Consider the following 14302-nt stretch of genomic DNA (forward strand, 5'->3'; position numbering starts at 1 on the left):
AAGCAACCCGGTTCATGATCCGCGGTCCAGACGTTCGCGGATGTCCAGCAGAAACTGGTTGAGACCGTCGTCGGCGGCCATGCCGTCGGGGGGCGCAATCGTGGTGATGCCCCAGTTCGCCAGCACGGCTTCCTGCACCGGATTGCGTTGCGCGACGAATACAAAGGATCGCGGCCGGTCCTGACGGTGCCCGGACTCGTCCCATGTCTGCCAGATCCGGTGCAGCAGCAGCCGTATGTTCGGATCCGACATGCTGTATCCGATGAACAGCAGCGTGCTTCCCAGCGCGTCGGCACGAAACCGGATATCGAGCGGGGAGTCGAACGCAAGGCGATTGAGGAAGTCGGTCTCGGTCAAGACGAGCGAAGCATCGTCATCGAAGTCGCCGTGAAACTTGATGATGTGAGTGACGCCGGTCGCAGCGCTCGCGATCTCTTTCGCGTTGCTGATCTTCGCGTAGGGCTTCTTAAGAACGTCGAAGGCCGTCTCCAGATTGCGGTCGTAGTTCGTCGTGTAGATGACCGGAAAGTCGAGCTCGACGATCGCCCGGTGGAGCTCCGAGGCCGCGATCCTGTCCGGATCGACGCGCCAGTTGCGGTCGAGCCAGCTGCGGAGCGGGCCGATGCCGCCGCGCTTCAGCCGGTAATACTCTGCAAGCATCTGATATCCACCATGCATTCCCTCGATGACGTCGCCGTCAAGGCCGAGATCATCCAGGAGATGCTCGATCAGCGACTGCCACGACGGCAATCCCACCGCCATCGAGATGCCGGCGCCGACGAACAGGACCGCGCGACGCCGCTTGATCGCGGCAGCCAGCACCTCATGCGGCGACTGCTCCTCAGCGATGAGTCCTATCAGCGGCTTGTTCATCCAAATTGAATGAATGGGCAGGCAGCGCGTTCCTATGGGAGGGGGTCGCTCACCCCGTCAGCAGGGTGGAGGCACTTCTTCCCGTCCGCGCTGCGAAGCGGCTGATCAATCGCCGGAGCTGCGCCTTGTGCACCAGACGCGCGGCCGTTTCCGCCGAGACCCAGATCGCCTCCCGCTCGCCCTTTTCAGGCCACCAGCGCTCCTGGCCATGCACCTTCATGGGAAAGACCGCGACGTTCATGGTCCGCTTGCGCTCACCTTTTCGCTTGCGATGCTTGAAGCTGCCGAGGGCGCGCTTTGCCACGACACCGATCAGGCCCGCCTCTTCGTACGCTTCCAGCTCCGCCGTATGATGCGGCTGCTTATCGCGCATCGGCGATCCCTTTGGAACACTCCACCGCCGCTTCCGCCTCGTCGTGATCAGCATCACGTGCAGCTCGGAATTATCCAGACGAAACGGTAAAGCGGCGAATTGTTTCTTGCCCATCGAGCGCCTCCAGTGAAGTGATAAGCAACCGCCGCATCCATGGTTCCTTTTGCGCCGGTCAGACGGGCGCAAAGCAACGCAGCTGCAGGAGATCATCCAGTGACAGACCGAACAGGACGATCCGAATAGCGGGTGTCGTTGCGAGCACCAGCAACAACAGGAAGATCAGATGGACCAGCGCCGGAGGCGCGCTTCTAGCGAGCCTGCAAGCTGCCTTGCGCATGCACGTCCTCCCGTCCGCCAGCTCGTGCCATAGCGGCGCCCATCACCATCATCGCCGCCCCCCACAACAGGAAGCCGATATCCCAGAAAATTCGCTGTCCCTCGGGCACCGTCTCGTTCACCTGATGCAGCCCGAGAATCTCGTGATCGATCACGCCCTCGACCAGATTGAAGATGCCCCACCCCAGCAACACCGTGCCGAGACATTGCCAGCGAGACCATCGCAGCTCGCTCCCGCGCGCGCCCTGCCACAGCTGATAGAGACCTGCGAGCACAAGAACGTAAGCCGCGCTGTGAAACAGCCCATCCCATGTCGTATTCAGTCTGATGTTGTCGATGGAATTGAGCGGATACCAGCCGCTTAACATATGATGCCATTGCAGCAGTTGATGAAAGACGATGCCGTCGAAGAAGGCGCCGAGCCCGAGGCCGAGAAGGACGCCTGCGGTGGTGGGGAAGCTGGCTGGTCTGCTGTCTAGCATCTGTTGAACTCGTCTCCGGCACGACGCTGCGAACGCGAGACAAGGCGTTTTGCACGCCGCCGTTCCTATGGCGATCAGCACGAGCAGAGCAGAGGCCTGAAATTTTCGGACCTCCGACGTCGGCGATAACATGCGTTAAGTGGGAGAGAGCGCTCCACGTGGGAGCCGACGCCGCGTCAGCATCTTCATCGATGGATAGGAACGTTGGAGGTGCCGGGGCGTCTGTCGCTCACACGTTGGAGATGAACATGCTGAACGGCATCTCGCCAGCCCGAGCAATCTCAGGGAAATGGCGTAGCGGGCCGGACTGAAGCGAGGCTGCCATGGCATACGCCCTGTTCAAGGACGAGGAAAAGCTGAGCCGGACGTTTCCGACGAAGGAGGAAGCTTTGGAGAAAGCAGAGCAGGCCGGCCTGGTCGAGCACACCGAAGATCAGCCCATGCTCGAGGACGATTTGGAGATCAAGCCTTGCGCTCCCGATCCCAAACCTCACGACGATGCGGATCTCGATTGGACGCCGGACAAGGCGGCGTCCTGATCATGCTCTAGCAACCCTTGCAGATGCTTTTGATCTTACGATCGACCGTTGAATTCTGCGAATTTTCCGAGCGAATCTGATCGTCGCCCTGCATCGAGGGACCAGGCGTCGCCGTCCCGTCGATGCGACCGCTGCTGGTGCCGCCCGCCGGATTGCCCGCGCGGCCGACGGTGGTCGATCCCCGCGGGCCGGCGCCGCCGCCCGATTGGGCGGTTCCGGCCGTGTTGGTGCCAGGAGCCGTTGTTCCCGCCGAAGGGCTGCCACCGCCCGCAGCGCCGTCTGTGCCTGCGCTTGCACCTGCGCTTGCACCACCGCCGGAGCTTCCTCCACCTCCTCCACTACCCTGCCCCGCTGCTGGCCCGAGGGAAGCGCCGGCCAGCAGAGCGACGAGCACGAGACCCGTTATGCGCATCGAAATTCTCCTATGGCAGTGTCTGACCCTGGAGCAATGAAATGCGGCTTCTGCCGTTCCTGCGCCGATCGCCGCAGCGCGCATGGTTGCCAACGCCACACGGAAAGACCGATTTGGATCGGAGGTACGCAGTGCGACGGGGGGTTGGGCCGGCAACACGCACGGCTCACACCGCCTCGGCCCTCAAATGCTCCACCAGCATCTTGGCCGGCCGCGGCAGCGTCTTGAAGCTGCGGGCGCAGATCACGAGCCTGCGGTTGGCCCAGGCGTCGCGCAGGCGCACCGTGGCGAGCGGCATCAGCTTGGCGCAGCGGCGGGCGGCGGCCTCGGGCACGAGCGCGACGCCGACATCCGCCGAGACCAGCTGGCAGATCGCGTCGAAATCGCGCAGCCGCGCACGGAAATGCGGGCGCATGCCGAGCCGGGCGGCGTGCTTTGAAATGTGCATCTGAAGCGCGGTCGCGCTGGTGAGCCCGACGAACTCGCAGGCGCCCGTCTCCTGAAAATCGATCTGGCGGCGACCTGCGAACGGGCCGCGGCGCGACGTCACCAAGGTCAGATGATCTTCGCTGAAGACGAACCGTTCGATGTGGTCGGGCAGCGCGTGCTCGGCGGCGAAGCCGAGATCGGCGGCGCCCGCGATGATCGCGGCCGCGATGTCGGTGCTCTCGCGCTCCTCGATGTCGATGGCGATGTCGCGATGCTGGCGCAGAAACCCGGCCAGCGCCTTCGGCAGATGCTCCGACAGGCCGGAGGTGTTGACGAGAAAATGCACGCTGGCGCGCACGCCGCTGGCGAAACCGGCGAGATCGCCGCGCATGGCGTCGATCTGGTGGATGACCAGCCGCGCATGGTCGAGCAGGCTCTCGCCCGCCGCCGTCAATTCGACGCCGCGGCGCCCGCGCTTGAGCAGCGCGACGCCGAGCGCGTCCTCGAGCCCTCTGATCCGCGCACTGGCGGAGGCCAACGCCAGGTGCGAGCGCTCGGCGCCGCGCGTGATGCTGCGCTGATCGGCGACCGCGATGAAGAGCTGGAGGTCGACGAGGTCGAAACGCATGGCAGGTCTCCTCAGCCTTCGTAGCCTACGAAGGCTGTCTCCGTAACCTCCAGATTGTGCCGGCGCGCGGCTTCGGTCAATGTGCCGGCATGATCGACCCGCTCCTCATCCTCATCGCCGCCGTCTTCCTGATCGCCGGATTCGTCAAGGGCGTGGTCGGGCTCGGCCTGCCGACCGTGTCCATGGGCCTGCTCGCAGTGAGCATGGCGCCGAGTCGCGCGATAGCCATCGTGATCGTGCCCGCCATCGTCACCAACATCTGGCAGACCTTCGTCGGCCCGTATCTGCGCGACATCCTGAGGCGGCTGTGGCCGCTGATGATCGGCACCGTGATCGGATGCTGGCTCAATGCCGGCGCGCTGACGGGGCCCTATGCCCGCTACGGCACCGTGGTGCTCGGGGTCCTGCTGGTGGTCTACGCCATCATCGGCCTCAGCAAATTCAAATTCCACGTCGCGCCCGAGAACGAGAAATGGGCCGGCGGCGTGGTCGGAATCATCACCGGCGTGATCTCGGCCTCGACAGGCGTACAGGTGATCCCCTCGATGCCGTTCATGCAAGCGATCGGCATGGAGAAGGACGAGCTGGTGCAGGCACTCGGCGTGTTCTTCACCACCGCGACGCTGGCGCTCGCCTTCAATCTCACCGCCGGCGGCCTGCTGACCCCGGCCAATGCCGTGCCGGGGGCCGTCGCCATGGCCATGGCCTTTGCCGGCATGTACATCGGCCAGTCGGTGCGGGCGCGGATGCCGGCGGAAGCGTTTCGCCGCTGGTTCCTGATCGCGATGATTTTGTTGGGCGTCTATCTCGCCGGCAGTGCGCTGCTGAAGGAATTCGCCTGAGAGACGATCGTGGGGTGGATTAGCCGAAGGCGTAACCCACCTCTGTCTATGTCCGCGGAGATAAAGGAGGTGGATTACGCTTCGCTAGTCCACCCTACGCGCCACAAAGACCCGCCTCATTCGTTCGAATGAGCTACCGCGCCTCCAGCATGGCGACGCGGATGCCGAGATAGATGAAGAGGCCGCCGAGCGCCCGGTTGACCCAGGCAATCACGCCCTCGGACTGCCGCATCCGGTGGGCCGCCTTGGCCGCGAACGCCGCCAGCACCAGGCACCACAGCGTGCCCGTACAGATGAAGATCAGGCCCAGCGTGAGGAAAGCGAGCGGCTTGTGCGGCGCATCGGCTGCGACGAATTGAGGCAGGAAGGCCAGAAAGAACAGCGCGACCTTGGGATTGAGCGCGTTGGTGAAGACGCCCTGGAGAAAGACCCGCCGCAGCGGGCTCCGCTCGGCTTCGTCCTTGACCGCCAGCAGCCCCGGCCGCGACCACAGCATCTGAAGGCCGGTCAGGACCAGATAGGCCGCGCCGACCAGTTTCAGGATCGAGAACGCGGTGGACGAGGCCATCAAGAGCGCCGAAAGTCCGATCGCCGCGCCTGCGACGTGGAAAAAACAGCCGCAACTGATGCCGAAGGCCGCCGCCGCCCCGCCGCGCCAGCCCATCTGCATGCTGCGGCCGATCACATAGACCGAATCGGGCCCCGGCGTGATGTTGAGCAGCACGCCCAGGACAAAGAGCCAGATTTCGTGAATGCCGAGCATGAGAAAGGCCTCCGCCGCCCCGCCCGGCGGCCTCAAGGGACCGGCCTTAATGGGTTCGCGTCCGGCCGTCCACCGCCGGGAATGCCCGGGATTTGCATCAAATTTGCAATACGGATCATACTTCCGCTCGGCCCCGTCTGTTCTATAAAGGCGCCGGGTCTTGAAATCGTGGATTCGCTGCGACTGCCACGCGGCGGCTGGCCTCTCGCTTTGGAGCTCCGGGGGATATGGAAAGACGTCTGGCTGCCATCGTCTGCGCCGATGTCGCCGGCTATTCGCGCATGATGGGCATTGACGAGGCCGGCACCCACGCCGCCTTCAAGGCCCATCGCAGCGCGATCCATCCGATCATCCTCAACCACGGCGGCCGTGTCGTCAAAAACACCGGCGACGGCTTCCTGCTGGAATTTCCCTCCATCGTCGGCGCCACCGAGGCCGCGATCGCGATGCAGGTCCTGATGGCGGAACGCAACCACCATCTGCCCGCCGACCGCGCCATGCAGTTCCGGCTCGGCATCCATATGGGCGACATCATCGCGGACGAGGACGAGGTGTTCGGCGACGACGTCAACATCGCCGTCCGCCTGGAATCGGTGGCGAGCCCCGGCGGCTTCGCGATCTCGGCCAAGGCGTACAAGGAAGCCAGCAAGCATCTCACCGTGCCGCTGGTCGACGGCGGCAACCATCGCTTCAAGAATATCAGGGATCCGATCGGGGTCTGGACCTGGTCGCCCGAGGGCGCGCCTCCGCTCGCGCCCGAGCTGAAGGAAGGATCGGCGCTGTCGCAGCCTTACCGTACCGCGATCGTCGGCGTGCTGCCGTTCGCCAATCTCAGCGACGCCACGGACGAATATTTTTCCGACGGCCTGACCGAGGACCTGATCCACGCGCTGTCGCTGCAATCCTTCTATCGCGTGCTGAGCCGCAACTCGACCTTCGCCTTCAAGGGCAAGAACGTCAGCACCCGCGTGATCGCGCGCGAGATCGACGCCACCTATCTGATCCAGGGCTCGGTGCGGCGCGCCGGCGCCAAGATCCGCGTGACCGCCGAGCTGATCGCGCCGGAGAGCGGCGAGCAGCTCTGGACCGGCCGCTACGACCGCGACATCGGCGACCTCTTCGCCATGCAGGACGAGATCACGACCAATCTGTCCGCCGCCATCGCCACCGAGATCGTCCGGGCCGAGGCCTCCGCGCCGGCGCGGCCGACCAACGACATCACGGCCTGGGACCGCTTCCTGAAAGGCCTGTCGCATTATTACCGGCAAACCAAGGAGGATCTCGGCGCGGCCGTCGGCCTGTTCCGGGAGGCGATCGCGCTCGACCCCAAACTGTCGATCGCACATGCCTATCTCGCCACGATCCAGATCCAGAGCATCCAGTTCGGCTGGGTCAGGGGCACGCGCGAGATGTGGGCTGAAGCGATGCAGCTTGCCGAAACCAGTGTCCGGCTCGACCCGCGCTCCTCCTTTGCGTTCTCGATCCTGTCCTGGGCGCACGCGATGGAAGGCCATGACGAGGCGGCGATGGACGCCGCCAAGCGCGCAGTGGCCCTCAACCCCTACGACATGGGGGCACGCGGCGTGCTCGGCATCTGCCATTTCGTCATCGGCGAGCACCGCCAGGCCATCGAGCTGTTTTCGATGGCCGCCCAGCGCGACAACAGCGACCCGCGCTATCAATGGGCGGCGCTGACCGCCTTCAGTCACTATCTCGTCCGCCAATATGACGCGACCCTGTCGTGGGCTCGCGAGCAGCTCTACGTCAACCCGAACCACATGCAGGCGCTGGCGATCCGCGCCGCGGCGCTCGCGCAGCTCGGCCGGACCAACGAGGCGGCCGAGGCGACCGGCGTGCTGATGAGCAATTACCCGACCCTGAATGTCGACCGTCATCTGCGGAATTTTCACTGGAAACGGCCGGAGGACATCGCCCACTACCGTGACGGGCTCCTGAAAGCGGGCGTGCCGGCCAGCAAGCTCACGTTGATCCAGAGCGACGTCAGGCGTGCCGCCGAATCGTGAATCGTGAGGCCAGGCCTGCGCGCGCACCGCGACCTCGCGCCCGGCTTTATTGACACCTGAGTGAATTCAGCCACACTTCGTCACACCCAGAAGTAGTATAGTCAGGCTATCGTCCGCTGTCTGTTTGTTAGGACTTTCCGCGCTGTATCGGTGCGGCCGCTTTTCGCGATTCGTTTGTTTCAGGAATTGCCGATGGATAACTCCCGCAAGACGCCGTTCGATCCGTCAATCGAGGTCTCGCCGAACAATCCCTGCCCGTTCCTGCGCGGTCTCGTCGGCGAAGGCTTAGTCGACGGCGGCACCGTCCCGCTCCGGACGCTGTCGCAGACCATCGCAAATGCAAGCGGCGAGACCGGGCTGAAGAAGACCTCGGCCCGCATCCAGGTCCGCGGCGTCGCGCTGATCGCCAACGGCGCCTGTCACATCCTGCAAAGCATCTTCTGGGGCGCACAGCTCGATCGCTTGCGCGGCGGGCCGCTCGACAAGCTCGGCGCCGGCTCGCGCATCCTCGGCGTCGACGGAAAGGTCAACGAGGACGAATTCTCCCGGCTCGCCGGTTTCGGCGGCACCTGTGTCGATCCGGACGGCGGCACCGAAATCGGGCTCAACGCCTCGCAAATCCAGACCTTCATGAACGACAACCTCAAGCGCGCCGGCAACCAGGCGCGCTGGTATTACCCGCTCCTGATGAAGTTCGAATGGCCGATCCTGCTCAGGATCATGGGCAAGGGTCAGGGTGATGATCGCTATCTCAGCGTGGCCGAGGTGAGGACATTGTTCAACGAGCGCAAATTCCCCGACAGGATCACCCAGCGGATCGTGAGCCAGCCGGTCACCCCGCCCTCGCTGATCTTGCGCGCGGCCGGCGGGCTCGTTGCCGCGCTGCTGCTATTGGGCATCGTGGCGCTGCGCTTTCCCGATCAATTCCAGCCGATGCTGCCCCATGTCATCGGCCAGTTCGTGGCCCCGCCATTGCCTAGGCTTGTCGAGCCCCGGGCCGCATACTGGCTCGAGCAGAACTGGGCGCTGGAAGACCGGCACTGGTTTCATCACGCGAGCCAGGGCACCGCGACCTTCCCGGTGCCCTACAGCTGGTTCATGGCGCTCGAGCAGCCGCGGCTGCATTTCTTCGCCAAGCCCGGGATGCTGCATGACAGCGACCATCTCCAGCGCTTCGGCTTCATCCCGAGCCCGCAGACGATCAACACCGATGACGCCACGTTGCGCCGGTTCGGCTACGCGAACGTCTACGACAAGACCAAGCCGGTGCCGGCGCGGCTGTGGGATCCACCGGTCAACTGGGGCCGCCAGGCCGATAACGTCGACGGCCTGCCGGTCGGCTTTGCGCGCATGACCGGCGTGGCCGATCCTGCGACCGGCAAGGTCGGCGAGGATCGGATCGGGCTCACCTGCGCCGCCTGCCACACCGGGCAGATCCACTACAAAGGCATCGACATCCGCTTCGACGGCGGCCCAGCGATGACCGATCTCAGGAAGCTCGAGATCACGACCGGCCTGTCGATCGCCTACACGCTGCTCGTGCCCGGCCGCTTCACGCGCTTCGCCGACCGTGTGCTCGGCCCCTCCGCCAGCGATGCCGACCGCGATGCGCTGAAGCAGAAGCTGAGTGCGATCGGCACGTTCCTGAAAGACTGGGAAACGACCTACGACAAGACCATCGCGGGCAAGACCAGGTTCAACGAGAAGACGAAGCGCGAAGAGCAGCAGCAGGACACCGAGGAAGGATATGGCCGCCTCGACGCGCTCAACCGCATCGGCAATCAGGTCTTCTCACAGGATATGGCGCTGAGTGGCCTCAGCGGCTTCGAGAAGAATCTGCATGCCAAGGACGCACCGGTCAGCTTCCCGCCGATCTGGACCATCCCCTGGCTCAAATACGCGCAATATGACGCGTCCATCGAGCAGCCGCTGATCCGCAATGCCGGCGAAGCGCTGGGCGTGACCGCGCTGCTCAACCTGTCCGACAACAGCCCTAAGGACACGCTGTTTCGCTCGTCGATGGACATCAAGAATCTGAACTGGATCGAGGACCTGCTGAAGGGATCGGCGCCCTTTCCGAAGAAGCAGCTCTCCGGACTGACCTCGCCGAAATGGCCATCGGACATCTTCGGTGACGCCGCGTGGAAAATCGATGGCGAGCGCGTCAAACGCGGCCGCAAGCTCTATGCGGATATCTGCGTCGAATGCCATCTCGGTCCGGTCAACGATCCCGTGTTCGACAGCGAATTTCCGGACCAGAGCATCTGGTCTTCGTCACGGTGGGAAACCATCGGCAACGACAAACTCCTGAACGAGGTCCAGAAAAGCGCCAAAGGCATGGGAACGGACCCGGCTCAGGCCAGCATATTGGCGACGCGGACGGTTCAGGTGCCGGGCTTCCTCAAACTCGACCCCACGCAGAACCTCAATACCTGGTGGGGCTGCAATCTGCCCGACGTCTCTTCGACCGACATGCCGTACGCGCTCGGCCTGATGGTGCTCGTCGACATCGTCAGCCGCAAGGCGATGGACGATGCCAAGATCGATCCGAAGGTTCAGCAGGCCTGGTGGGGGGCGCGCAAGAACTGCCCCAATTCCGGTCCGCAACCGCCGGACAAGCTGGAGAAGGGGCCCTGGTATCGCGCGCGCCCGCTCAACGGCGTCTGGGCCACCGCGCCGTACCTGCACAACGGATCGGTACCCTCGCTCTACTGGATGCTGAGCCCCGCGGCGGAGCGTCCCAAATCGTTCTGCATGGGTGGCGATCGCGACTATGATCCGAAGCAGGTCGGCTTCGCGGTCACCGACGGCGAGAGCTGCAAGACCGGGCAGTCGCGCTTCTCGACGCTGGCGTCTGACGGCACCGAGCTGTACGGCAACAGCAATGCCGGCCACTCGTTCGATGGCACGCCGGGTCCCGGCAAAGACGGCACCATCGGTCGTGTGCTCAAGGAGCAGGAGCGCTACGATTTGATCGAGTATTTGAAGACGCTGTGAGTTGTCTTCGCCTCTCCCCGCCTGCGGGGAGAGGCCGACACGCGAAGCGTGGCGGGTGAGGGGGACTCTCCACAAGCCCAACTCTCACCGTCCCCGTGGAGACTCTCCCTCACCCCAACCCTCTCCCCGCAAGCGGGGCGAGGGAGCAGATCTCACTTGAACAGCGGCGTGCCCGGCACGAACGCGTCGAACGCTGCCCAGAACTGGGAGCGGTAGCGGTCCTGCTCCTGCAGGATCTCGTGCTTCGACCCAGCGATCACGAGATGCGAGCCGGCACGCAAATGATAGGCGAACTCCTCGATCGCGGCAGTGGAAACGACCGTGTCGTTGGAGGCCGCCAGCATCAGGATCGGCTGGCGGATCTCGGAGGGGTAGTTCATGCCCTTGAACGCGTGCATGGCGCGGAAGGCCGTATCGGCCCAGGCGACGGTCGGTGATGCCAGGCCAAGCGTCGGGTCCTCCTCCAGGATCGCGGCGTTACGCGCGTAGCGCACGGGATCGCTGGTGAGAGGATTGTTGATGAAGGGCGACAGGCCGGTGAGCTGGTCGCTGCCGCCGGGCACATAACCGCCGCCCCGTCCCAGCATCCGCATCGTCTTCAACAGCGCCCGCACCGGAAACGATGTGGCGCGACCGGGCAAATCGATCATCGGCGCGGTCAGCACCATACGGTCGAACCAGCGCTTCCGCGCATGCGCCAGCCGCAGCAGCACGGCGCCGCCCATGGAATGGGCCAGCGCGAAGAACGGCGGCGGGCAATCCGGCAGCACCACCTGCTGCACGAAGGTCTCCACGTCGATCTCGTAATCGGCGAAGTTGCGCACATATCCCTTGCGCGGATCGCGCAGGCGGCGCGCCGAATGGCCCTGCCCGCGCCAGTCGATCATCGCCACGGCAAAACCGCGGTCGCGCAGATCGCGCACCGTCTCGAAATATTTCTCGATCTGCTCGCTGCGGCCGGTGAAGACGCAAACCGTCCCCTTGCGGTTGGCCGGCGGCGCCCAGCGCGCGAACCGCAGCTCGACACCGTCGGGCGTCTTGATGGTGCCGCTGACGACGTCTTCAGGCACGGGATTGGACGGAATCGAGACCAGCGTCATGATGGGAAGTGCTTGGGCGCCAAGGGCCGTACTCAAGTCCTGAAAATCCAGGGGCGGGAGCGCCGAAAAGGCGCCGCTACCGCCCTCTTGAACGCCGTCTGGACCCACCCATATCATCTCCGTGCAGGCCGCTACCAGTGTTTCGGAACCGGAACATCAGGCTGCACACAGACGTCAGCCCGGCCCGATTGGCGGGCGGGTTACCAAACAGTCGCTCAATGGAGGACTTGACCATGCGTACCTACGATCTCACCCCCTTCTATCGTTCCACCGTCGGCTTCGACCGCCTCTTCAACCTGCTCGACCAGGCAAGTTCGGATGGCAGCCCCGGTTATCCCCCCTACAACATCGAGCGCACCGGCGAGAACGCCTATCGCATCACCGTTGCGGTCTCGGGCTTTGCCAAGGATGAGCTTTCCATCGTCGCGAAGGAAAACACGCTGACGATCAAGGGCGAGAAAGTCGCCAACGAGAACTCGAAATCCGAAGTGCTCTATCGCGGCATCGCCGCCCGCGCCTTCGAGCGCGCCTTCCAGCTTGCCGATTTCGTGCAGGTGAAGGACGCGTCGCTCGAGAACGGCCTGCTTCATGTCGACCTCGTCCGCGAGATTCCCGAAGCCAAGAAGCCGCGCCAGATCGCGATCAACAGCGGCGCCGCGAAGGCCCAGGTGATCGAGAACTCGGTCGCCGCCTAAGCCGCGCACGTCACTTCCAGGTTGCGAAAACGCCCCGGTGCCCCGGGGCGTTTTTTTGCATCGCATCACAGGGTGGTGAGGAGGCGTAACAGCGCCGCCACCCGCTCCGTCCTTGGGACATCGCAGCCAAAACCAGGACGGAGAACAATCATGACTTTCTGGCGCAGCCTTTTCGTCGCCGCGAGCCTGCTGGCAGCCCCCATCGGCCTTGCCCAGGCACAGACCCCACAGGCCGTGAGGGCCAAGAACGTCGTGCTGGTGCACGGCGCCTGGGCCGACGGCTCGAGCTGGTCGGAGGTGATCCCGATTCTTCAGGCTGCCGGGCTCAACGTCACCGCCGTGCAGAATCCGCTGGGATCGCTCGCCGAGTCGGTCGAGGCGACCAAGCGTGTGCTGGCCGAGCAGGAGGGGCCGACGGTGCTGGTCGCGCATTCCTGGGGCGGCACCGTGATCAGCCAGGTCGGCACCGATCCAAGGGTCACCGGCCTCGTCTATATCGCCGCGCGCGCGCCCGATGCCAATGAGGATTTCATTGCGTTGTCGAAGCAGTTTCCCACCGGTCCCGCGCGCGCCGGCATCGTCGAGCACGACGGCTACACCAGCCTATCGGAAGACGCCTTCCTGAAATATTTCGCCAACGGCGTCGCGCCGGAACGCGCCAAGGAGCTCTACGCGGTCCAATGGCCGACGGCCGCCTCGATCTTCGCCGGCCGCACCACAGAAGCCGCTTGGCGTTCGAAGCCGAGCTGGTACGCGGTGTCGAAGAATGACGGTACCATCAACCCCGACTTCGAGCGCTTCCTCGCCAAGCGGATGAACGCGACCACGATCGAGCTCGACGCCGGCCACCTCTCGCTGGTGTCGCATCCGAAAGAGGTGGCGAATCTGATCCTGGAGGCGGCGGGCTATCCGCGCAGCTGAGGCATTGCCTCTGTGGTGCCATAGCGCCCGAGCTCTTCGGGCGCTTCTTGCATGCTCAGCCTAATCCAGTCCCTGCACGGGCGGCATCTCCTGTGTGGGCAAGATGGGTGGAGTTGATCTGACCTGGCCGACGGTCGGAGCGGCAACCGACGGCGCGGCGTCGGCGGGTTTTGCTTGTATGGCGGCGGTCTGCTGCGCGGGCTGGGCTTGCGTCGGCTGTTCGGCGGGCTTCACAGCCGCGACCGGCATCTCGGCGCGCCGCGGAGCCGCCTTCGGCAGCGGCACGGTCCGGCTGGCGACATGGGGAATCGGCGCCGGCGGGCGCGGCGGGCCGCTGCGAACCATGGTCGGCGGCGGCAGCGCGGTTTGCGGCTCGTAAGGCGCAACCGCGGGCTCCTCATAGCCGGGGATCATGCCGTAGGCGTCCGCGGCCGGCATGAAGCGGATGATCCGGCCGTCGCGAGCGTCGATCACGAGCCGGCCATCGTCGCCGCGGCGGTCGATCACCGCGATGGTGTAGACGGCGCCGCGCAGGCGCGGGATGCCGAGCGGCGAGAAGCCGTTGTCGCGCAGCACCGCGTAGACCTCGGTGGGCGGCAGCAGGGCCGGCGCCGGACCGCGCTCCTCATAACCATAGCCGTAGCGCGGTGGCGGCGCGGCTTCCGGCGCGACATAGGGCCCGTCGAAATCCGACACCGCAATATAGGCCCCTCCGGAGATACCACTGGCCGGAACTTGTGCCTGGGTAGCGGTTGCAGCCAGCGCCAGCGTGGCCGCGGCCACACATTCTGTGAAAAACTTCATGGTCGACACGCTCCTGTCAGGCCCCCGAATGATCGGCGCTCTTTCGCTTCTTCCGGCATGGCGCGCCGTTCGAAGGGCTGATCC

14 protein-coding genes are annotated in these 14302 nt (G+C 64.8%); 6 read left to right on the plus strand and 8 right to left on the minus strand.

Annotated elements, in window-relative coordinates; genetic code table 11:
- Nucleotides 1–12: 12 nt before the first annotated feature.
- From X265_RS32350 to X265_RS32360, 4 genes are read right to left on the minus strand one after another with little or no spacing between them, the layout of a single operon-like run.
- Nucleotides 13–873: an SIR2 family NAD-dependent protein deacylase gene (locus X265_RS32350; RefSeq protein ID WP_128968500.1), complete on the minus strand. Its 861-nt coding sequence runs from the start codon at nt 871–873 to the stop codon at nt 13–15.
- A 49-nt stretch (nt 874–922) separates the two neighbouring features.
- Entirely contained in the window at nt 923–1360 is a 438-nt protein-coding gene (locus tag X265_RS32355; RefSeq protein WP_128968501.1) for an NUDIX hydrolase, read from the minus strand.
- A 58-nt stretch (nt 1361–1418) separates the two neighbouring features.
- Nucleotides 1419–1583, minus strand: a complete 165-nt coding sequence (locus X265_RS40865) for a hypothetical protein (RefSeq protein ID WP_164938901.1) — start codon at nt 1581–1583, stop codon at nt 1419–1421.
- On the minus strand, nt 1555–2064 hold the full coding sequence (locus X265_RS32360; protein ID WP_128968502.1) for a DUF2243 domain-containing protein: 510 nt from the start codon (nt 2062–2064) through the stop codon (nt 1555–1557). Before X265_RS32360 ends, X265_RS40865 begins: the two co-directional genes overlap by 29 nt.
- 323 nt (nt 2065–2387) lie before the next feature.
- Here X265_RS32360 and X265_RS32365 point away from each other — a divergent pair, with 323 nt between their 5' ends.
- A complete protein-coding gene (locus tag X265_RS32365; protein ID WP_128968503.1) occupies nt 2388–2603 on the plus strand; it encodes a hypothetical protein in 216 nt (71 codons plus the stop codon).
- 578 nt (nt 2604–3181) lie between these two features.
- Here X265_RS32365 and X265_RS32375 read toward each other — a convergent pair.
- A complete protein-coding gene (locus X265_RS32375) occupies nt 3182–4072 on the minus strand; it encodes a LysR substrate-binding domain-containing protein (protein WP_128968505.1) in 891 nt (296 codons plus the stop codon).
- Nucleotides 4073–4161: 89 nt separating this feature from the next.
- On the opposite strand from X265_RS32375, the gene X265_RS32380 reads away from it, so the two are divergent.
- On the plus strand, nt 4162–4914 hold the full coding sequence (locus X265_RS32380) for a sulfite exporter TauE/SafE family protein (RefSeq protein ID WP_128968506.1): 753 nt from the start codon (nt 4162–4164) through the stop codon (nt 4912–4914).
- Between the two features lie 133 nt (nt 4915–5047).
- On the opposite strand, the gene X265_RS32385 is transcribed toward X265_RS32380, so the two are convergent.
- On the minus strand, nt 5048–5677 hold the full coding sequence (locus X265_RS32385) for a LysE family translocator (RefSeq protein WP_128968507.1): 630 nt from the start codon (nt 5675–5677) through the stop codon (nt 5048–5050).
- A gap of 227 nt (nt 5678–5904) precedes the next feature.
- On the opposite strand from X265_RS32385, the gene X265_RS32390 reads away from it, so the two are divergent.
- Together X265_RS32390 and X265_RS32395 are read left to right on the plus strand one after the other, a co-directional pair.
- Nucleotides 5905–7701, plus strand: coding sequence for an adenylate/guanylate cyclase domain-containing protein (locus X265_RS32390; RefSeq protein WP_128968508.1), 1797 nt, complete (start codon nt 5905–5907; stop codon nt 7699–7701).
- A gap of 192 nt (nt 7702–7893) precedes the next feature.
- Nucleotides 7894–10698 (plus strand): di-heme-cytochrome C peroxidase, encoded by a 2805-nt coding sequence (locus X265_RS32395; RefSeq protein ID WP_128968509.1) that lies wholly within the window; start codon nt 7894–7896, stop codon nt 10696–10698.
- Between the two features lie 152 nt (nt 10699–10850).
- Here the strand turns inward: X265_RS32395 and X265_RS32400 are convergent, their stop codons facing one another.
- Nucleotides 10851–11798, minus strand: a complete 948-nt coding sequence (locus X265_RS32400; protein WP_128969490.1) for an alpha/beta fold hydrolase — start codon at nt 11796–11798, stop codon at nt 10851–10853.
- Nucleotides 11799–12031: 233 nt separating this feature from the next.
- Between X265_RS32400 and X265_RS32405 the strand changes: the two genes are divergently transcribed.
- Complete coding sequence (locus X265_RS32405) at nt 12032–12493, plus strand: Hsp20 family protein (protein WP_164938902.1); 462 nt, start codon at nt 12032–12034, stop codon at nt 12491–12493.
- A gap of 150 nt (nt 12494–12643) precedes the next feature.
- A complete protein-coding gene (locus tag X265_RS32410; protein ID WP_128968511.1) occupies nt 12644–13414 on the plus strand; it encodes an alpha/beta fold hydrolase in 771 nt (256 codons plus the stop codon).
- A 60-nt stretch (nt 13415–13474) separates the two neighbouring features.
- Here the strand turns inward: X265_RS32410 and X265_RS32415 are convergent, their stop codons facing one another.
- On the minus strand, nt 13475–14218 hold the full coding sequence (locus tag X265_RS32415; protein WP_128968512.1) for a hypothetical protein: 744 nt from the start codon (nt 14216–14218) through the stop codon (nt 13475–13477).
- Nucleotides 14219–14302: the final 84 nt, after the last annotated feature.

This window comes from Bradyrhizobium guangdongense (assembly GCF_004114975.1).
Lineage (GTDB): Bacteria > Pseudomonadota > Alphaproteobacteria > Rhizobiales > Xanthobacteraceae > Bradyrhizobium > Bradyrhizobium guangdongense.